This is a genomic window from Pseudomonas sp. USTB-Z, from assembly GCF_019691255.1.
GTDB lineage: Bacteria > Pseudomonadota > Gammaproteobacteria > Pseudomonadales > Pseudomonadaceae > Aquipseudomonas > Aquipseudomonas alloputida.
In genome coordinates, this window is record NZ_JAECZP010000004.1 from 115,980 (window position 1) to 135,558 (window position 19,579).

At 55.1% G+C, this 19,579-nt stretch carries 15 protein-coding genes and 2 pseudogenes; 4 read left to right on the forward strand and 13 right to left on the reverse strand.

Annotated features, from left to right (window positions below):
• Positions 1–96: 96 nt before the first annotated feature.
• The 3 genes and pseudogenes from I8746_RS06410 to I8746_RS06420 form a co-directional block, all read right to left on the reverse strand.
• Positions 97–1,015: pseudogene (locus I8746_RS06410) on the reverse strand (reverse transcriptase domain-containing protein); the annotation flags it as partial.
• A gap of 478 nt (positions 1,016–1,493) precedes the next feature.
• Positions 1,494–1,862 carry a histone-like nucleoid-structuring protein, MvaT/MvaU family gene (locus tag I8746_RS06415; RefSeq protein WP_221100334.1) on the reverse strand — a complete coding sequence of 123 codons (369 nt, stop codon included), beginning with the start codon at positions 1,860–1,862 and terminating at the stop codon, positions 1,494–1,496.
• Between the two features lie 451 nt (positions 1,863–2,313).
• Complete coding sequence (locus I8746_RS06420; RefSeq protein ID WP_221100335.1) at positions 2,314–2,667, reverse strand: zinc-binding dehydrogenase; 354 nt, start codon at positions 2,665–2,667, stop codon at positions 2,314–2,316.
• A 318-nt stretch (positions 2,668–2,985) separates the two neighbouring features.
• Here I8746_RS06420 and I8746_RS06425 point away from each other — a divergent pair, with 318 nt between their 5' ends.
• Positions 2,986–3,681 (forward strand): hypothetical protein, encoded by a 696-nt coding sequence (locus tag I8746_RS06425; RefSeq protein ID WP_221100336.1) that lies wholly within the window; start codon positions 2,986–2,988, stop codon positions 3,679–3,681.
• A gap of 178 nt (positions 3,682–3,859) precedes the next feature.
• On the opposite strand, the gene I8746_RS06430 is transcribed toward I8746_RS06425, so the two are convergent.
• Positions 3,860–4,753, reverse strand: a complete 894-nt coding sequence (locus tag I8746_RS06430) for an alpha/beta fold hydrolase (protein ID WP_221100337.1) — start codon at positions 4,751–4,753, stop codon at positions 3,860–3,862.
• Between the two features lie 78 nt (positions 4,754–4,831).
• Complete coding sequence (locus I8746_RS06435; RefSeq protein WP_221100338.1) at positions 4,832–5,614, reverse strand: SDR family oxidoreductase; 783 nt, start codon at positions 5,612–5,614, stop codon at positions 4,832–4,834.
• A gap of 160 nt (positions 5,615–5,774) precedes the next feature.
• Between I8746_RS06435 and I8746_RS06440 the strand changes: the two genes are divergently transcribed.
• Positions 5,775–6,518: an SDR family oxidoreductase gene (locus I8746_RS06440; protein WP_221100339.1), complete on the forward strand. Its 744-nt coding sequence runs from the start codon at positions 5,775–5,777 to the stop codon at positions 6,516–6,518.
• 181 nt (positions 6,519–6,699) lie between these two features.
• On the opposite strand, the gene I8746_RS06445 is transcribed toward I8746_RS06440, so the two are convergent.
• From I8746_RS06445 to I8746_RS06460, 4 genes are all read right to left on the reverse strand, one after another.
• Positions 6,700–7,527, reverse strand: a complete 828-nt coding sequence (locus I8746_RS06445; RefSeq protein ID WP_221100340.1) for an aldo/keto reductase — start codon at positions 7,525–7,527, stop codon at positions 6,700–6,702.
• A gap of 60 nt (positions 7,528–7,587) precedes the next feature.
• Positions 7,588–8,769, reverse strand: coding sequence for an MFS transporter (locus tag I8746_RS06450; protein WP_221100404.1), 1,182 nt, complete (start codon positions 8,767–8,769; stop codon positions 7,588–7,590).
• Between the two features lie 181 nt (positions 8,770–8,950).
• Positions 8,951–9,811 (reverse strand): SDR family oxidoreductase, encoded by an 861-nt coding sequence (locus I8746_RS06455; protein ID WP_221100341.1) that lies wholly within the window; start codon positions 9,809–9,811, stop codon positions 8,951–8,953.
• Positions 9,808–10,968 carry a metallophosphoesterase gene (locus tag I8746_RS06460; protein WP_221100342.1) on the reverse strand — a complete coding sequence of 387 codons (1,161 nt, stop codon included), beginning with the start codon at positions 10,966–10,968 and terminating at the stop codon, positions 9,808–9,810. Before I8746_RS06460 ends, I8746_RS06455 begins: the two co-directional genes overlap by 4 nt.
• A gap of 127 nt (positions 10,969–11,095) precedes the next feature.
• On the opposite strand from I8746_RS06460, the gene I8746_RS06465 reads away from it, so the two are divergent.
• Together I8746_RS06465 and I8746_RS06470 are read left to right on the forward strand one after the other, a co-directional pair.
• Positions 11,096–12,013: a LysR family transcriptional regulator gene (locus tag I8746_RS06465; RefSeq protein WP_221100343.1), complete on the forward strand. Its 918-nt coding sequence runs from the start codon at positions 11,096–11,098 to the stop codon at positions 12,011–12,013.
• 196 nt (positions 12,014–12,209) lie between these two features.
• Positions 12,210–13,026 (forward strand): annotated as a pseudogene (locus tag I8746_RS06470) (LysR family transcriptional regulator).
• 132 nt (positions 13,027–13,158) lie between these two features.
• On the opposite strand, the gene I8746_RS06475 reads toward I8746_RS06470, so the two are convergent.
• The 4 genes from I8746_RS06475 to I8746_RS06490 form a co-directional block, all read right to left on the reverse strand.
• Positions 13,159–13,512: a hypothetical protein gene (locus I8746_RS06475; protein ID WP_221100344.1), complete on the reverse strand. Its 354-nt coding sequence runs from the start codon at positions 13,510–13,512 to the stop codon at positions 13,159–13,161.
• 289 nt (positions 13,513–13,801) lie between these two features.
• A complete protein-coding gene (locus I8746_RS06480) occupies positions 13,802–14,161 on the reverse strand; it encodes a hypothetical protein (protein WP_221100345.1) in 360 nt (119 codons plus the stop codon).
• 125 nt (positions 14,162–14,286) lie between these two features.
• Entirely contained in the window at positions 14,287–15,270 is a 984-nt protein-coding gene (locus tag I8746_RS06485; RefSeq protein WP_230397036.1) for a Wadjet anti-phage system protein JetD domain-containing protein, read from the reverse strand.
• Positions 15,271–15,272: 2 nt separating this feature from the next.
• Complete coding sequence (locus I8746_RS06490) at positions 15,273–19,535, reverse strand: hypothetical protein (protein ID WP_221100346.1); 4,263 nt, start codon at positions 19,533–19,535, stop codon at positions 15,273–15,275.
• Positions 19,536–19,579 lie beyond the last annotated feature (44 nt).

The following is a 19,579-nucleotide window of genomic DNA, read 5'->3' on the forward strand; positions in this document are numbered from 1 at the left end:
CAGCAACCTCGCTGCACTCTAGGGCCGGCAGTGAAGAAGCTACTGCCAGATCTCAACGCCTATTCGTTCAGTCACGAGCTCGGGGTCACCAAGCCTCACCGTCAGTTTCAAACGTTGGCACAAGAATCGCTCGACGCTGGCCAGCACCCGCTCACCAGACCGAGGAGTGCGCACTTAAGTGTTCGCATCATTGACGTAGCGCACGAAGCGATGGCCCCGCCGCCCGAGTTTGCGGTCGAGTTCATCGAGCAAAATATTCGACAGCAACGGCGACAGCGGCCCGCCTTCCGGCGTCCCATCCTGCCGCTGGCTGACGATTCCGTCTGACATGATCCCGGCTTCGAGGTAACGGCGGGTAAGCCTGAGCGCTTGCTTGACTTCAACCCGACGCTGCAAGCAAGCCATCAAGGTGTCGTGATTGACTCGATCAAAGAACTTTTCAAGATCAAGCTCCACACACCAGCGATGTTCCGCCGCCACATGGGTGCGGGCCATTTCAACGGCTTGATGAGCGCTTCTGCCCCGACGGAACCCGTAGCTGAAGTCCGAAAACAGAGGATCAAAGATGAGCGTGAGCTGTTGCAGCAGTACTTGCTGAATTAGATGATCCACGACGCTAGGGACTCCCAGTTGCCGTGTGCCGCCCTGCGGCTTGGGCATTTCAACCGCCCGCACTGCCTGGGGATGTTATTCACCGGCCAGCAACCTGGCCTTGAGGGTTGGCAAATACTCTTTCACGTAGCCCGCCAACTCAGCGACCGTCATGCCATCGGCACCCGGCGCTCCCTTGTTGCTGACCACGCGTTTATACGCAAGTCTGAGGTTGGCCGGCGCAAGCACCCGCTCCATCAGCGTGTCCGGCTCCGCGTTCGTCCACGCTACTGGCGCCGTCAATACCTTTACATTGTCATGCATCATCCTCGGCTTCTGGTCGGGGACTCGGGGTGACAGTTTCCGCCGTGGGAAATTTCTGCATTACCGTTACCAACGAGACAGTGACGCCTAATGGCGGCATAACCTGTTCGGCCCTTGGTGACGCGGTTAACCGCCACTTACTACGGCCAGGGCGGACTTCTGCACGCTCATCCCGTCGCCTCTCGACGCTCGGTAGCACCATGGCAAACGGGCAGATCTCCCAGAGTAATTCACGTAACCTTCCTGCTTATGCCTGTCGGATTTACGTCACAGCATTCCGGGCACGTATTGGGCTTTGACGGTATGGCCCGACTTACCCCGCTGTGTCGCCTCTATCCGCTTCCTGTTCGTCAGGCAAGCATTTTGCCTCGGGCTTCCTTCAGATCGCAGCCACCCACGACACCCTTGCCTCTGGCTAACATTTCCCCCTGCCGGATGTGTAGAGGACTTTCACCTCCAAGTCACCCACTCGGCCACCACAGCCAAGCGGGTTGCGCTGACGCGCAACGCACCATGCCTGGCGCACCCATAGAAAAAGCCCCCACCAGGGGGCTTTAGCACACCATGAGTGGAGCAGGTTATTGGGCAAGCCAGCCTTCCACTACGTCCCCACCATACTGGGCTTTCCACTCTTTGAGCAGCTTGTGATTGCCACCCTTGGTCTCGATGATTTCACCGTTGTGCGGGTTCTTATACTGCTTAACCTGGCGAGCGCGACGGGGGGACTTTTCAGCTACTGCTGGCGCGGCGGCACGCCGGTTGGCTTGAGGATCCAGAATGTTGATGATGTCGCGAAGGCTGAAACCGTATTTGTTCAGCAGATCACGCAATTTAGTCTCAAATTCGATCTCCGCTTGCAGCTCGGAGGAGCCTTTCATAGCTTCCAGTTCGGCCAACTGTGCCGCTAATGTTTGCTCAAGCTTACGGAATTCTGCGAGACGGGACATATGAGATCCTCAAATTTAAGGTAAACAGGCGGAACATTCTAAAGCATCCCGCTAACGATGTCCTTTAGTATGACGTTGATTCTAAATCCTCGTTCAATGTAGCTCGCTTTGAACTATTTCGAAGCCGTGACAGGCATCGCCTTTCAACTATCTGTCTGGGGCGAGCGCGTCCAGCGAGGATAGAAGCTTCTCTAAATCCATAAGCCTCGACGCCTTGATGATGTCGTACCCACCGCGACTACTCAGCTTGTAAACCTCACGGGCCTTTTTGACACGCTCAAGCAATGGCACGACCATACCGGAGGCCATTTCCAGGAAGTCATTGATGTCGGCTCTTGTCTGGGGAATTTTGTAGCCTTTGGATGTACTTGTGATGATGACATCAGCGTCCCGAAGCTTCGCAATACCACTTGACCGAACCCGCTGCTCCGACAGGTCTCCAAATCCTCTTTCACCCAGATGGGGCCGCCAGAGTCGAGACATCTATAGGAGCAATAGCACCTGAGGCTCGCCCGAAATTGATCAAGGCGCCGCCCGATGCTAACGCCTCCATGGATCCACTAAAGGTGTCTTTGCCGACACTGTCGAAAACGATGTCAACCCCACGCTCGCCCGTGTTTTTTTTTACCGCCTCTACGAAGTCCACATCCCTATAGAGGATGGTGTGTTTACACCCCAAGTCGTGGAGCAGCTCGGCTTTCTCAAACGAGCCAACCGTTCCAATGACGTTCGCTCCTAGTTTCAGAGCACCCTGGACAAGGAGCTGGCCGACCCCGCCAGCAGCGGCGTGAATCAACACCCACATCCCCGGTCGTATGGGGCTCATCTTGTGCAACAACACTTGAACGGTGAGGCCTTTGAGATAGCACGAGGCGGCAACAGCCTCATCGATACCTGCTGGTAGACGGATCGCTACGTCTGCAGAAACCAGTCGCGACGTAGCGTAAGCACCATATTTGGACGGAAGGTGATTGGGCAGGTGAGCGGGAAAGGACGTCGACAGCCCCTTCCATCCTCCCTATCCTTTCAGTCGAGAAGAACCGCGCCTGGCCAAAGAGCTACGGGCACGGTCGCAAGCCTGCGATAATGGCGATTCAGCATCACCTTGGTAGGCAAATTTTTAATGCACATGCACGACCCCCTTGATGGAATGCTTCCATTCACCCTGAACGGTGCCCCCAGCGGGCAAGGTCTCCTACAAGACTTCTGGGCCTGGAGCTTTTCCACCCTCCACAACACCTATTTGCGCGGATACATTGCTGAGTACCTTGTACTGAAAGCTCTGCAGGATCCTCAATCTCTCCTTTCCGTACCAGTTGATCACTTCAAGACTAAGATCGAGCAAGACATACACGACCTAGTATTTTTTATCGGAAACAAAAAGTACACCGTTCAAGTGAAATCTAAAGACTCTTACACGGCAGACGAAAAATTCAAAACCTCCTTTGCAGAAGGTTTCGACCCTCAGACAGGGAAAAACACCCCGAGAAATCACTGGTCAGACATTTATGTGTTCGCCTATCTAAGGCTGGATGAATTGGTCTGCAAAAAAGTAGAGGAGCGCCATCACAACTGGAACAAAGACCACAACTGGAAGCCAAGCGAAAAATCTCTGCACAAACAAGATCAATTCACATTAGCCAAATCTGTCATTGCAATTGAAAACTGGAGCTTTTACGTGTTGTCAAACGGAGCGCTCAAGGGGCGGCCTTCAATCCCCTTGAATCAATTGAAAAGCGAAGCACCTGCGGTCACATGGCAAAACCTCGCTCGCCAGATACGCCACACAGCTGCCCGTGTCGGTAACCGCGTAATTTAATGCAGAGCAATCGTCGACCAGTAACTATCCAACGGAGTCAGGCGCGGCCAAATGCGATGCGAGACGGCACCTGGCCCCTCGCTACAAAATGACTACCCGAGACTGTGATGGCAATCCTAGCCAGCCGCTCGACCACTAGTCCTTGCCTAAAAGAGCTGTAGCTTCGAGCGGATTTGATTCAGCAGTTTCCAACCTTCAATTTATCGAAATTAATGATCGCTTGAGCCACGTCTATCGGGTTCTCCTCTGCGAGCCAGTGTCCAGCTCTAAGAATAGTGACAGCGGTCACATTTGCTGCGACTTCGAGCATCATGTTTTCCATGATGGGCTCGAACGCACTGGCCTCGCCGGACATCGTGAGGACTGGAACGGAAAGTTTTCCTTCACGAGCGTATACCGCCCGGTTCCAGTCAGCATCGCGACTAAACGTTCTGTATAACTCGAACCCTGCTCTCATGCCGCCTGGCCCGCTGAAGCTTTCAACGTAACTTTGTTTGGTTATGGAATCTATCGCCCCGGCATCGTAGGCGAGATCGTGCCAAAACCGCTCCAGGTAGAATGCCTCCCTACCAGCGGTGAGCGCTTCAGGAATATCAGGTGCTTGGTGGAAGTGGAAGTGCCATACCCTCTGACTGTTCAGTGAAATCTGATCGAATGCCTCAGTTCCTGGTAGCGGTGCATCCATCACAACCAGCGCTCGGGTTGACTCTCTGAAGCGTCGAGCAAATGCATACGCAATCATCAGTCCGATGTCATGCCCTACAACGCACACCGGGTTACTAACCCCCGCATCCTTTAAGACCAGTAGGCAATCCTGAGCGAGCTGAACCTTGTCATATCCAGTCAGCGGACGACTAGACCCACCAGCACCACGTATGTCCGGTGCTATCACCCGGTATGCAGCGTGAACCAGAGGGCCTACAAGGTGACGCCACGCGATGGCCGTCTCGGGATAGCCGTGAATCAGCAGCACAACTCTGAGTCCAGTACCGGCACTCAGGTATCGAATACGGACGCCATTCTCCACTTCGGCTGAACACCATTGGATGTGCGCTTGGTCAGTCTGCGGCATTGAGCATTTCCCCGAAAGATTACGTGGACGAATCGGAACGAGCCGGGGGCCGCTTGCACGACCCCTGGCGATAATCGCTTAGTTGAGTCGTGCTTTTTGAGCGTGGTTGTGGGCTTTCACGACCTCTGGCGTCGTACGATTTTCGATGACCTGCTGCTTGGTAACTTCGTCACCACCCACAACGTGGTCGACATCGTTCATCAGCGCCTCGAAGCCCTGGCGAGCAACCTCGGTCTTGTCGTTCTTCTTGGACTTGCCAATCGCGCTGCTGCCCATACCCGCGTTCTGGTGGAAGTCGCTGTCAGTGGCGCCTGGAAGGAGCGCTGTAACGGTTACCCCAGTTTCGCGCAGCTCTTCACGCAGTGACTCTGCGAAAGAGAAGCCGAAGGCCTTGGAGGGGCCGTAGACGGTCTCGTATGGAGTTGGCTGCGTCGCAGAGATGGAAGACGTGATCAGAATACGCCCCTTACCGTTGCTAACCATATGTGTGGCGACACGCTTGGCCATGTGCACGGTGCCTGTGATGTTGATGGCGATCAGCTTGAAGTCATCTTCAAGATCGTTATCGATGAAGGCACCGCCCTGACCAATGCCAACATTCAACGCAGCAGCATCCAGTGGGCGATTAAGCGATACAACGAAATCCCAGAGGCTTTCAACACCCTCATAGGTAGCCGCATCGGCTTGGTAGGGAAAGCATTCGGCACCAAGCTTCCTGATTTCCTCAGCCGAATTCTCAACTTTCTCACTCGACCCTGAGATGACCAAGTCGAACCCGTTCTGGGCGAAGTGCTTGGCCAGCTCAAAACCGATTCCTGAAGAACCTCCGGTCACAAGGGCGAGTGGACGCATGGCAGTCATAGATTTTTCCTCACGGTAGGTGGATGTCACTTACCTTCGGAAAGCTTCAGGCTTTGAATGATCCATGAGCTTGATTCAATGAAGCGTTGGATCCGGTGCAAGGTCACCCGCGATCGAGATAGGTCAGACGCTGTGCCCTTAACATCGAGAGGAACATCAAATGTCTTATTTGGAAAACACGGTAACGGTCATCACTGGCGCCTCCTCAGGTATCGGTGCAGCGACGGCGCTGAAGCTTGCGCAAAGAGGCAGCAAAATAGTGTTGGCTGCCCGAAACGAGGAACGACTTCAGGGACTTGTAACGCAGATCACACAGGCCGGTGGTGTCGCGTCTTACCACCTGACGGATGTGGGCGACCGTGCCAGCGTTGACGAACTCGTCAATTTCGCAGTTTCCAAATATGGGAAAGTCGACAGCCTCGTGAACAATGCCGGCCTGATGCTGTTCTCCGACTGGGTAGATGTTGCCGTCGATGACTGGGATCAGATGATCAACACCAATGTCCGAGGGTACTTACACGCCATCGCAGCGGCCTTACCCAGTATGATCGCCCAAGGGCATGGCAAGATTCTCAACATGTCATCGGTAGCGGGGCTGCACGTCGGCGGCTCAAGCGGCGTCTATAGTGCGTCGAAGTTTTTCATTCGCGGCATCACAGAAAGCTTGCGCAAAGAGGTGGGGGTCGAGCATGGGATCCAGGTGTCAATGATCAGCCCTGGGGTGATCGACACAGGGTGGGCTGACAAAGTAACCAATAGCGATGGCAGAAAGGCTGCTCAGCAGCTAAACAAAATTGCGATAACTCCCGAGCAGGTTGCAGACGCCGTAGCTTATGCCCTAGACCAGCCCAACAACCTGACCATCAACGACATCGTCATTCACCCGACCAAGCAAAACTGGTAATTCATGAGCAGTCCAGGTCGACCACGCGGTTGTGGCGATGGCACTGAGCTGTAGGAGGGAGCGATCAAGCAGCCGAATTCGTTACTGCGGCCATGCGGTTCTAAGGCTTAATGGATTCTCGGAGTTAGAAATGTACCGGCAGCAATCCTGCCGGTACCGGCTACGACTCGTTCTCAAAGGCTCAGGCAAATGTGCTCGGATCTGGGCCCAGCCTGCCACCGCTATCCAGAGCCGCAATTGCGATCAAGTCAGCCGCGTCCAATGCGAAATCGAAAACGTTAAAGTTTTCCTGGATGCGCGATGGCGTGATCGATTTAGGTATTGCAATCAACCCGAGCTCAAGATGCCACCGAATGATGACTTGTGCGGCTGTCCTGTCATGCTTTCGGGCAATGTCCAATATGACTGGACTGCTCAGCGCAGTACCTTGGCCTAGCGGGCTCCAGGATTGGGTGGCGATACCTATTTGTTGGTGGGTGTGCCGAAGCTCAGTCTGCTGCATGAACGGATGAAGCTCGATCTGATTCAGTACCGGCGCTACGCCGGTATCATCGACCAGCCTTTGCAGGTGGTCTTGATTGAAGTTGGAAACGCCGATAGAGCGTGCTTTGCCAGTTCGCTTCGCTTCGATCAAGGCGCGCCAGGTTTCCACATAGTTGTTTTGGCTAGGTGCCGGCCAGTGGATGAGCAGTAGGTCGACGTAATCTACCTTGAGCCGCTTCAGACTTGCTTCCAGCGCTGCTGTGGCGGTATCAAGTCCGTGAGCGTCATTCCAGATCTTGGTAGTCACGAACACCTGCTCCCGAGGTGTGCCTGCGTCCCGCAGACCCTCTCCCACACCTTCCTCGTTTCCATAGATCGATGCAGTGTCCACATGGCGATACCCTTCTTCCAGAGCAACACGCACAGCGGCGCGCGCGTCTTCGTTACTGGCTTGCCATACGCCTAGGCCTACTTGGGGAATGCGCTGGGCGTCAGATAATTGGATGGTCAGCTGTGGCTTTACCATGAATCGATCTCCTGGATAAAAAACTTGCGCCAGTCAAAGGGTGACGTCCTCGACACGGACTCACAGTTCAATGTCTGGCGCTTTGCGCTCTTGCAATTGGGCTCTTTCGGGGCGTTTTTCGAGTGCAATGGATACAGCAAAAAAGACAATGCCGAGTGCAGCCAGAGCGGCACCCACCCAGCCCGTCGATGCCCAACCCAGGCCGCTAGCGATGGACAGACCGCCGAGGGATGCACCAACGGCGTTCGAGATGTTGAAAGCACTGTGGTTCAAAGCTGCTGCGAGGGTTTGGGCTTCGCCGGCAACATTCATCAAGCGCACCTGAAGCGCCGGCACCAATGCGAAACCGCAACCGATCAGAAACAGCACGACCAATGTGCCAATGCCGGATGGTGCGAAAAGGGAGAATGCGCCTAAGAACAAGGCGTTCCAGATCATCATGTAGAAGATGGCAGGGACAAGTGCCCGATCGGCCAACCAGCCGCCTATCACATTGCCAACGATCATACCCACGCCCCAGAGCGCCAGTACCATCGGCACTTGACCAGAGGTGAACCCAGTTACTTCAGTCAACGTTGGGGTGATATAGCTATAGACGGAGAACATTCCGCCGAAGCCTATGGAGGCCGTCGCAAGTGTCAGCCAGAGCTGAGGTTTTTTGAGGCCACTCAGCTCAGATCTCGCGCTCGCGGATTCGTCACGCGCGATGGTTGGAATGAAGAACCAGAACAAAACAGCGGCGATTGCGCCACCCGCAGCAAGCGCCCCGAAGGCGCCACGCCAGCCGAAAAGCTGACCAATCCATGTTGCCGCAGGAACACCGATGACATTAGCGGCTGCCAACCCTGCCATGACGTACCCGGCTGCTTGCGCTCTCCGATTGTCCGCCACCATGGAAGCAGCCACGAGGCAGGCTACCCCGTAGTAGGCGCCGTGCGGCAGACCTGCAATGAACCGTGCAGCCAGCAAGGTCGCGTGATTCCAGGCGACAGCGCTTGCTGCGTATCCAGCCGCAAAAAGTGCTACCAGTGCGATCAGCAACGCTTTGCGAGGCCAACGTGCTGCGAGGATCGCGATCAATGGAGCACCCACAACCACGCCCAGGGCATACGCGGTGATATAGCCCCCCGCGACAGGTATGGAGACTTCGGTGCTTGACGCCAAGCCTGGCAGCAAACTCATGGAAGCGAACTCACCCGTCCCGATAAATAGCGCGCCCAAGCCAAGCATGGTGATCGCTATGCCGATGCCATGTGAGATCTCAGGTGTGGGTTCAACATGAGGAGCATTGGTTTCAATACTGGTCTGACTGGTCATCAGTGCCTCCGATAAAGCGGTACCGAGGGCACCCTTTGAGTACGAAGAAAGGTGGCACCTCCGGCTCGGAGGTACCCAGGTGAATGTTGAAATCAGATTCTTCCAGCTATTTGTTGGCGACGTCGGCGATGTAGGCAGCGAATTGATCGGCGTAGTCTTCGTGCCAACGCGAAAGGGCTGGGCGGTTTTTAATCATGTCGTCTGCCGCCCATTGCATACGGCGCTGATCAAGTTCCCAGCTGGATTCGTTGTCTTCACAGAAGATGTAAAAGTCACCCTCGGCCATCTTCTCGATCATGCGGTTGGCAACCTGATCGGCAGTCCAGGGGCTATCCGGCTTCTGCGTCTCGGACGTCATGCCAGGGAAGTTCATGGGGGTGAACGTGTACCCCGGTATCAGCAAGTGGGCTGAAATACGATCTCCGACCTTCTCCCGCAGCTCATGGGCCAATTGCTCGGTGAGGACTTTGATCGCCGCTTTAGACAATGAGTACGCAGCGTTACCGGGGCGCGTTGTGATCCCTTCTTTGGAGCCGAGATTAACGATGGCGGCAGCGCCGTTCTGGGAGAACATCGTCTCCACGAACAGGTGTTGAAGCATCAACACGCTCCAGAAATTGACGTCCATCAGTGTGCGCCACTTCGACATCCCATCCCAAGGCCCAGCCCGGTTGATGATGGCTGCGTTGTTTACCAACAGCGAGACCTCACCGAACTCACAAGATCGCTCGTAGAGCTGGTGGAGATCGCGCTCGGATGTCACATCACCTTGAATGGCCAGCAGCTTCACCTTCGGAAACTCGTTGAGGATCGTCTTGCTCGCCACGTTCAGTGCATCCGAATCGCGATCAAAGAGGACGACGTTCATTCCCTCGCTGGCGACTCGCCGGGCTATTGCGTAGCCGATTCCCACTGCCGCGCCGGTAATGACTGCGACAGCTCCTTTGCGGATGGCTGGATGATTCATAGAAATGTCCTCCTGGCTGTATGGTCGTTAAGAGCCGGGCGGGCCCTTAGGACTATCTCGGTGATTTCAGGGGAAACACCGAGCCGAATAGGGAAACCGTTCCACAGAGCGGTGCCGTTGCTGACGTAAAGCTTCATCTTGCCGACGTCATAGCCGCCTGAAATGAAGCCTTCGTTGGCGTACCCAGCAACCAGATTCAAGCCGCTGATCATGCCGCCATGGGTGTGGCCTGAGAGCTGTAGGTCAACACCGGCAGCCGCTGAGTTGGACGCCCCCACAGGGCGGTGCTTTAGCAAAATAGTTGGTGCGTTTTGAGGCGCTCCGGCAAGCGCCTGAGATAAGTCAGGGCCTTGATGACCAAAAGCTGCTGCGGCCTCGTCGGTGACGCCCGCGATTACAAGCTGATCTGCTCCCTTGGTGAGGATGAGGTGTTCGTTTACGAGAACCCGCATGCCTAGACGTTGGAACTCAGAAGTCCACTGATCGGCATCGAAGTAGTACTCGTGGTTGCCAGGAATCGCGATCACGCCCAGTGGAGCAGTCAGCTTGCTCAATGGCGCTACGTCTTCTTTACGGGCCTCGACGGTGCCATCGATGAGGTCACCTGTGATCAAAATCGCGTCGGCGTTCAGGGCGTTAGCGCGTGATACAACACCTTCGACCCAATCCGCCTGGAAGAGGCGACTGATGTGCAGGTCAGTCAACTGGACAATGCGTAAACCATCCAGCGACGGAGGTAGGTTTTCAAGCGTCACCTCGACACGCCGAACCTCGGGGAGTTGAACTGCCTGGTATACGCCGATGGCTGACAAGAGGAGCGCTATAGACGCAATTGCCAGGCGAATACGAACCCCGAACACACTCTCCACCGGCACTTTGCGCCTCATCGCGATGAGGCCGCACGCAAAATCGGTCAGCAGCGTGAACACCAGCACGAGCACAAATGCGCAAAACAGCCACCCAGCTAAAAGCACGTAAGCCCGAGGTACCTCGGGCGAGAACATTGTCCCGTAAACCGCAATCAGGATCAGGTGGTACTTGGAGATAATAAGCACGGCCAAGGCCACCAGCACCCGCCAGGCCATTGTTAGGGGCAGCGGGGCAACGAAGCGCCAGAGGACATACAGGTAAGCGAGGGTTAGATAGATATGGAACACAATAAATATACCGTCATCCGGGTTGACGCCGAAATCGTTGAGTGGAATTAATAGTACCTGAGATCAACGCTAGAATTATTTAGCAGCGTTGCATCATCCATTGAATTTCACTCAACCATGGTGCGTCATGCCTGTCCTTCCTACCACGCGGCTATCACGCGCAGACCTTGCTGATCTGAACTCGTTTATCGCGGTCGAACGGTTGCGGAGCTTTACCCAGGCGGCTGTGGAGCTGGGGATAACCACCTCAGCTCTAAGTCATGCGATACGAAATCTGGAAGAGCGACTTGGAGTAAGGCTGCTAAATCGCACAAGCCGGACAGTGTCCCCTACGGATGCCGGAGCTGCGCTTGCAAAGCGCTTGACTGTTGGCTTCTCCGAAATCAGCAGCGCCTTAGCGGCACTTGATCGCCACCGAGATCGGCCTTCAGGCCGGCTTCGCCTCAACGTCCTGAGCGATGGCGCACGGTTACTCTTCACGAAATTTCTACCGCCGTTTCTGGAAGCCTATCCTGAGGTGTCTGTGGAGGTAGCAGTGGACGACAAGATGGTAGACATCGTGTCGGCAGGCTTCGATGCAGGCATACGATTCGGGAATACGATCCCAGAGGACTTCATCGCCGTCCGGCTCGGAGAGGAGCTTCGATGGGTGGCGGTTGCGTCACCCCGCTACCTAAATGCCCATTCACGAATTCTGGTTCCAGAAGATCTGAAGAATCAAAATTGCATCCAGATACGGACAGGAAATGGCGTTATCTATCGTTGGGATTTTCAGAAGGATGGCGACCATCAAGCGATAGACGTTCCGGGACAGCTATGCGTAAACGAGACCGCGCTAGGAATTGAAATGGCGCTAGCTGACCGAGGCATTACTTACTGTCTCGAAGAGCGTGTCCGTCCGCATTTGGCGCGCGGCGAACTTCAAATCGTCCTGCCTGATTGGGCACCTATGGAGCCAGCTTTCTACCTGTACTACCCTGGACGTCGCCAGATGCCGCCAGGTCTGCGAGAGTTGATCGATCTATTCCGCTCGGAATTGTCCTGAACAGCTATGAAATCTAGGAGACCGACTTTACGCGGTTAACGCCGGCAACCGACTTAATAACAGCCCAGCGGCGTTCGCATTGAGCATGGCGGGACTCAGCTGGCCTTTGAGCACCCATCTACAGGCTGTTACTTCATAGCAAGCCACGGCCTTCCACCATCACCGAAATGCGTGGTGAACACGTGGTGGACGGTCAATGCAGCTAGTCACTGTCCTGGCTCAGCTTGGCAGTTTCACGAAAGCTGCGGAAGCTCTGTCCCCGGGCAGGCCTCAGGCAACCAGGGCGATATAGGAACTTGAGGGCTCATTGGGAGTGCGCCTGTTCCAGCGAACCACTCGTAGCGTTCAGCTGACCGCGGATGGCGAACGCTTCAACGCGAGGATCAAAGGGATCTTGGGTGACATTACCGAAGCCACTTCGATGGTCAGCTTGCCAGGAAAGACATTTGGAGGACGACTTTGACTGAGAGGACAGTCGATCTGGTCGCAGAGGGTTTAGATCGTGCATTGCGCTTGGGCGACCTCCCCGACTCGACGCTCATTGCGCGCCCGATCGGTATGGCAACATGATCACCTGCGCATCTCCAAGTTACCTGAGCGAGAAGGGTGAACCGAAAACCGTGGAAGAATTGTCAGGCCAGCACGGCGTACGTTCCCTGTCAGGCCAGAGCAATCGCCCACTTGCCTGGCAATTCATCGTGGAGGTGAAAGAAAGAAAATACGGCCCTCGATCATCGGTGACCGTGAATCAGTCTGGAAGCTACGTACAACGTGCTCTCGCGGGCTTCGAGATTGTTCAACCTCCAGGTGTCATTCTTGATGCACACTTGGCCACTGGTGCACTGGTGGAAATTCTCCGGCCATTTAGGCCCAGACAAAGGCGAGTCACGATCCTCAACCCCAGTCAGTCCTATCTCTCTCCAGTTGTTGATATTTTCGTGGAGTGGCTTAAGGCCCGGTTCCCAGAACTTCATCCGACTTGGTTCGCGCCGATCAGCCGTGTGAACGTATAATCCACGCTGCCGCTTGACTCTGTACGTGATCCCTGGCAGAGAGGCTGAAAATAGAAGTGGTGACGGGAAGATCCATTAACTCCGCGTGGCTGCGCCGACTGCTGGCAACGCAGATTCAGTGAGTGACAGCGATCAGATTCCAATCTCATAAGCCAAGAAGTCTTCTGCCAAACGCTCGGTAGCATGGCCCTGGACAACCAGCTGCCGCTGGAGCCCTCTGACCAGGTGAAGCCACAGTCTAGAACGAAGTTCGATATGCCAGCCGTGGTCGTAGAATCTCACGTCCTTACGAGACTTCGCGCACAACGCATCGAGCAATGCGCGATAGGAGACTTCCCCAATCGATACAGGCGTGACTCGAAGCAGCTCATCCTTCCCGGGCTTACGCTCATAGGACTCAAGCATGATGCTGACTTCATCCGCCAGACACCCACCGAACACGACTTCCGCCCTACCCCAGATCTCCCGTTCCACCACCTGCTCCATCGAAACTCTCACCCTGCAAGAGATCAATATACTGGGTAATCGGCTTTGGGGAGCGAAAGCACGTCCTGGAGAGTACCTAGAGCATGTCTCCACTGTAAAAAATCAAGAGGTTTCATGAGTCGGGCTCTAGGCACTCCTGGATTACCAAGCTCACGCGTCTCAGCGCACGCTCTCCAGGCAGCCGACTTGTACCTACTCATCATCAGCTCCGTCGAATCCATCGGAATGAAAGCCGAGGCGCGCCCTTAGGAAAAGGCGGCGCCAAGGCATCCAGAAAGATTCTCCTAGCTTACAGACCTAAGTCTTCGGTGAAGAGCTCACCCCGCAACGTATGGCTCATCGTGCATCCAGGAATGGTGGTAGCAGTTTGGCAGATAGCACTATTGCTGCTGCCATTTAGGTACATGACTGCAAGTGCATAAGTAGCGTCTGCTCGAAGAAGCTTCGCTAGCCTATTCAGCTTGTACGCGTGGTCAGGCTTCATTCCGTGCCTGAACGGTATCAGGCGTTCGCGAATGTCTTTCCCGTTGAGCGGTGTGCCTACACAAGCTTGCTCAAGATCCTCCCCGAATCGAAGTGTTGCATGTAACGAGCCACGGGCCATCTCAGGTGTATCCAGATGGCTCTCAATGAGATCAGCAATGTTCACAGCGAGGTTCCCTATCATTCGCGATCCAGGATGATAGCGAAACAATGGCCAAAGTCGAGCCCTGGATTGCCCGTCCTAGAGCCTTCATTGCTTATTTTTCCGCGTTCAGGCGTTAGCGGTGAGTATCAGCTGGCCATCAATTGTTCTAGCCCTACGCCTTCTTGAGGTAACCAGTACCCCTCCTCCCAGAGCTCACTGATCTGCTCGAATAAATCCGGCAACCAGGACTTCACTAGATGTCGGTGGTCAGTGGGGAGTGCAACAGGATCCCGACGCCGCCCTACCTCTAGCAAAAGACGGTAAAAGCCAATGCTCGGCGTCAATTGAAGTTCATGCAGGCGATTGAATTTCAGGGGAATGTTAACGCCTTCAGGGTCGATGTCACCGAAGTATTCTGCCCTTTGGGCATCTCGCTCTCTCATGACCTCCAGCAGAGCCAGGCCAGACGCGCAAATTGTATTTCCTCCACCATAAACGACGGCGCTGTAGCGCTTGGCATGCTCATTCCACTCTCCCAGGCTCCAGAACGTGTGGTGGTTCTCGACCACGAGCACAGGTGCGCCTACGGCGTCTGAAGGTCGGTAAGCAAGCGGATGCTCAACACGCATTGCTCCGATGACACTTAAGGGCATGCGACCACCAAAGAGCGCTCCATTGCGCACCCGGGCATCAAGAAACTTCTCATCCCCGAAAATATCCAGCGACCGCTCACGCAAGGGCACCTGCAGGAATCGACCGCGACGCTTGATCAGCCACTCGTTGATCATGAAAGCTGTTGCTTGCTCGCTTAATGACAGGCTCGGCCAGAACCCAATCTCTGGCAGCCACGAAACGCTGTTGTAGTCGAATGTCGGCTTCGACTTTTCTGCTCGTACCAAGGTAATGGCCTTGGGCATTGGAGGGTGCCCAAGCTTTTCGAAGCCACCCGCGCCGGGTAGTTTCAACAAACCCTCCGCCTCTCCTAGCCGCAACGCTTCCAGCAGCTGAGCATCCCGGTTCGGCGTCTCGACCTGCTCCGGATAAGCTGCAAGCCAGAGGGTTCTGAGCGTCGGTAGCGTCACGCGCTTCCCTGCTTCCAGCTCAAGCGTTTTCAGAAATGCAGCGCTCATCGTTATACCGCTGCCTCAGCAAAGGTCGCGCTGGCCATCTCGATATGAGTGCGTTTTGTCTTGCTATTAACGCCCGCCTTACGAAGCCGGATGATCCGCCTGAACCCTTCGAGGATGTTGGCATCCGCATTGGCAGTAAAGCAGATCAGCTGGATACCGAGGCTAGTCGCCAGCTTTCTCTGCGCATCGATGAGGGCTCTGGTCTGGACGTTTGCGAAGGGGTTGTCGAGAAGCAAGGGCCCGCCACCGCCGCGTTTTGCTTGGGTCTGTGTGCTCACACGCATATGACTGACCAGCATGTAGAGGAATGTCGCGATGACAGTCCCTTGGCCACCTGACTTCTTCATGGCATTCACAGGCTGATACTGAAAATCGATGTTCTGCTCCATTTTCAGCATGTGCAGCCCAAACGACTTCTCGTTCGTAAAGCGCAACAGACACTGCGTGATGATGTCCGCCCCACTGCTTGGAACGACGCCATCCTCGATCTGACTGTTCAGATAGTGGCGAATTTCGAGCTTGCGCTGCTCCGAGCTCTTCGCAGAAAGATTGGCCGACATCTTCAGGATTTCTTTGCCACCCACATAAGGCGTTCCGGCGGGCATGGTGATTCCTGAAGCATATTTGACCAACGAGCTCGCCGACGTCGCCTGGTTGTAGACCTCGTTCACGCAGCTCTCGAAGTCGGGGATCATTTCGTTCAGCTGATCCGTGACCGAAGCAATCCGGTCATGGATCATTTCAGCCAAGCGATCATGGTCGGTACATGCTTTGTCAAAATCGTCCTGACTGATGTGCATCGAGACCTCAGGCTCTACGGCGATGAAATCGCTGTGCGTGGCGACCCTGACCAAGTCTCGATGCGCCCTGCTTGTCTCCAAACTGCAGTTTTTCACTGCTGCATCTCGCGCGGTTCGCGTTTCGACCAAAGCGGTTACGCGCCGTTGGATATCTCCGTCCAGCGGAATGAGTTTGGGTTCGGCAGTGGTTGCGGGGAATGCCGACGCTACAAAATTGACCTGGACGACCAGGCCATCCTTGCGCTTCTCATCAGCGGCGCTGTCGATGCGTTGTTGAGTGATTTGCCGGCGAAGAGTTTCGGCCTCAGCGCCTCGCGCGACCGCAGCAGCCAACTCACGCTCCAAGGCATTAGCGACTTCCTCATCACCGAGTCTGTGCATGTCTTCTGAAGGCTCTTCAGGGGCGTGCTCGCGGATGAAGCTGTTCAACACTGAGCCCGTTACAGCTGCGTCATGAACCGCTCTCTCCTTCTCGCTATCAAGGCGTGTGTTCAGCTTTTTCTGCGAGTCGATTTCTGCTCCGATATCGATGTCACTCCGGGCGAGCTCCGTGATGAACACATCGTCAAGATGGCCATACTCCTTGAGGAACAGCGCTGCCAGTTGAATAGATCGTTCGCGCTGGTCTACCAGTTGGTAACTGACGACACCGAGCTTATGATTTTCCTCTGCGGTCAGCATTCTCATGGCGTTTGAATACAGCGTTCGAATGACGCTGAGGTCATATCCCGTTTCGTGTAGGCAGCCCTCTGCATCGAAATCGGCGTCATACCGCATAACTTGCGCAAACTCACGTTGTAGCTCGGAGACAGTAGCGGCAACGTCAACCAGATCCAGGCGAACCTCCTCCAATCTCAGTGAGTGAACGCCTTCATCCTCCCGAAGCGCCTCCAGCAGCGCGGTGGTTTGATGCATCTCTCGGTTGATTTCCAACAGCTCACGACGACCCGATTCAACCTGAGGCTCCCAGGTAGCCAAGTAATCAGACAGACGCTTAAGGCCGTTCTCGTGGGCCTGAATTTGAGCAGGGAGCACTTCGATACGCGCACTCAGCGCTTCAAACTCATGAGTCAAGCGTTCAGTGAGCTCAAGCAGCGCAGCCCGCTTCGCCGTCGCAGCCTCGATTTCTTCTTGGCGTTGCTCAACTTCCAATTCGATTTGTTGAATAGCCTCGTGCGTGTAATCGCGCTGAAAGCGTTGAAGGGCGGCAAGCGCCGCTTGAGCTTGCTTCTCCCGGGCAGAGAAAGCGTCATGCTCGACGTGGATTTGCTCGATCAGGGCCTGGCAATCTACCAACAACTGCGCGGCAGCGGCCTTATTGAAGAGCGAGTCCTTTTCTGGCCCAAAAACATAACGATCTTCAGAAGCAGATTCAGCATCCAGACCCGCCACTGCCAGCGTCACAGGCAGGGAGAGTGGCAGCTGCAGGGACTGTCCGACTTGAATCGCTTTGTTCCACTCTTCCTTCGCGACATTGACGCCGAGAAACCGTGCCGGATCTGACACGACGAGCGCTCTCCCCTCCTCAGCGTCGATTCGCAGATCAGCGACATAGGTGTTGGCTGCTCTGGCAGAGCGTATGCCTGCCGAGTTGAGCGCACGCACTACCCTATCAACGTCATCACTGCGCCCAGCCAAGCCAGTCTGTTCAATCGACTCCTGCTGTTCGTGCAGCTGTTTGAGGCGGATGGCGCAGTTAGATATCTCGCTTCGGGTCGACTCGATAAACTGCTGAACATGAGTGACCAGTGCGGACGAGTGGGGATCACATTGACCTTCGACCAACAAGGTCAGAATAGGGTCATTGTGCAGGCTCTCAACGTTACGATCATAGTCGTTCAGGCGCTGCTTCAACGTAGCCAATGCATGTTGCGCATGAGTGATGTCTTGCTGTGCCGAAGAGCTTTGCGCTTGCGCATCATCCAAGGATGCTTTTTTTACCAGCCGCTGATCACGCAACTCATCGAGCGTGGATTCAAGCTCGGTGATCACTGTCCTCAGGCGCGTAATCGCTGCGCTCACGTCGATATCGGTTGGCAGCAGCCAGCCATTTTCGATCAACCCGTCCAGTATCTGGCTCGCTGCCCGAATACGCTCTTCAATCTTACCCTTCGTGCCACTGAGCTCAGCCACCCTGGTACTGCACTGGTTTCGTTGTTGAGCGATGCGCAAGAGGCCCGCTTTCAGCTCTGTCTCCTGCGTAAGCAATGAAGATCGTGTCTGCTGGTGCCTTTCAATGTGCTGTTGAATCAGGAAGCGAAGCATGGCGCCATTCTGAGAGGCCTCATTCTCAAAAGGCCTCAGTTCTTCCTTGAGCGCAGTTGTTTGACTTTCCAGCTCGGCAATGACCTTCTCCACATTGAAGATGTCTCTCTTGACCAGCGCGCCGCTGAGGCAGTCAAGCCGCACCAGTGCATCTTTGAATGTCTGCTGCAATTCATCGGTACGTTGCTTGGCAGCCTGATCTTCACGAGACAGCTTAAGCCTCTGCAGCGAGAAGTGATTACGCTTGGCAACAGCTGCGTCGTCATCTGCTTTGCTTGCGAGTTGCTCAAGCTGGTCGACGGCATTGTTCGCCTTCGTCAACCGAACATCCAGGGCACTTATCTGATCACGCATCGTGAATACGATGTCAGCCGCATCCTGCTCCACGGCCAACAGAGCGGCCTTGGCTCCAAGGAAGGCAGCTGCGCTCTCTCCGAAGGGTGTCATGGCCTGCTGAAGGCGCTGCAGTTCGTACAATCGAGCTTCATACTTTGGCTTTGCCTTAAGCCTATCCATGGTCTGGACGACCATGTCTCTGAGCGCGCTGGTGTGCTCTTGATTCATCGACAAATTCAGCAGTTTCGTAACGAGGTCGCTTTCGGAGCTGAAAGACAGAAAGCCCTCTTCGCTCCCCCCTTCACGGCTGTTAAACGACAGCTGCATGCTCAGCAGCTCAACGTCGATCAGTCGGCGCTGTTCCAGGTGCGAAACCCACTCTCCCTGGTTGTGGGTGATGTAGAAGTCGCCCTGACTCTCCAGCCGAGCTTTCTGAAGTGCCCAATTCAGGAAGGCCTGCATCGACTGAACTGGCGCGAGGGAGAGGCCTGGTACCGGCAAGTCTTCCCATGCCAAGCCAGAGCTGGATTCATAAGCAAAAAAACGCCGATCAACCTCTGACGCCCGATCTGCGGCCTCCTTCACCTGAACGACCTGACCGATGACCACTCGGTAAGACTGCCCGTTAGCGCTACGTGGAGGCATAACCCATTCAATGGCGATAAAGGACGGCCTGACATCGCGGGAGAAGTAATCCCTGAAACTGTGGGACTTGGACTGCAGATGCTGCAACCAGCGTTCCTGCTTCGGTTCAAAGCAGCTGAAAATGTATGAGAGCAGCGAGGTCTTGCCCCCAGCATTCTCAAGGTTCATGCAGCTGTCGATCGGCTCACCTGTGGCAGGGTCGCACAAGTCGAACGTCATCTCCTCATACCAGCTAGTGGGAGATCCGAACCGGTCTACGTAGA

What these genes read in the sequence shown, in the direction of transcription:
- I8746_RS06430 (WP_221100337.1), bottom strand. Translation starts at nt 4,753, where the DNA reads ATGCCGCAGACTGACCAAGCGCACATCCAATGGTGTTCAGCCGAAGTG.
- I8746_RS06435 (WP_221100338.1), bottom strand. Translation starts at nt 5,614, where the DNA reads ATGACTGCCATGCGTCCACTCGCCCTTGTGACCGGAGGTTCTTCAGGA.
- I8746_RS06475 (WP_221100344.1), bottom strand. Translation starts at nt 13,512, where the DNA reads ATGGAGCAGGTGGTGGAACGGGAGATCTGGGGTAGGGCGGAAGTCGTG.
- I8746_RS06425 (WP_221100336.1), top strand. Translation starts at nt 2,986, where the DNA reads ATGCACATGCACGACCCCCTTGATGGAATGCTTCCATTCACCCTGAAC.
- I8746_RS06465 (WP_221100343.1), top strand. Translation starts at nt 11,096, where the DNA reads ATGCCTGTCCTTCCTACCACGCGGCTATCACGCGCAGACCTTGCTGAT.
- I8746_RS06445 (WP_221100340.1), bottom strand. Translation starts at nt 7,527, where the DNA reads ATGGTAAAGCCACAGCTGACCATCCAATTATCTGACGCCCAGCGCATT.
- I8746_RS06440 (WP_221100339.1), top strand. Translation starts at nt 5,775, where the DNA reads ATGTCTTATTTGGAAAACACGGTAACGGTCATCACTGGCGCCTCCTCA.
- I8746_RS06455 (WP_221100341.1), bottom strand. Translation starts at nt 9,811, where the DNA reads ATGAATCATCCAGCCATCCGCAAAGGAGCTGTCGCAGTCATTACCGGC.
- I8746_RS06420 (WP_221100335.1), bottom strand. Translation starts at nt 2,667, where the DNA reads ATGTGGGTGTTGATTCACGCCGCTGCTGGCGGGGTCGGCCAGCTCCTT.
- I8746_RS06485 (WP_230397036.1), bottom strand. Translation starts at nt 15,270, where the DNA reads ATGAGCGCTGCATTTCTGAAAACGCTTGAGCTGGAAGCAGGGAAGCGC.
- I8746_RS06415 (WP_221100334.1), bottom strand. Translation starts at nt 1,862, where the DNA reads ATGTCCCGTCTCGCAGAATTCCGTAAGCTTGAGCAAACATTAGCGGCA.
- I8746_RS06490 (WP_221100346.1), bottom strand. Translation starts at nt 19,535, where the DNA reads ATGACGTTCGACTTGTGCGACCCTGCCACAGGTGAGCCGATCGACAGC.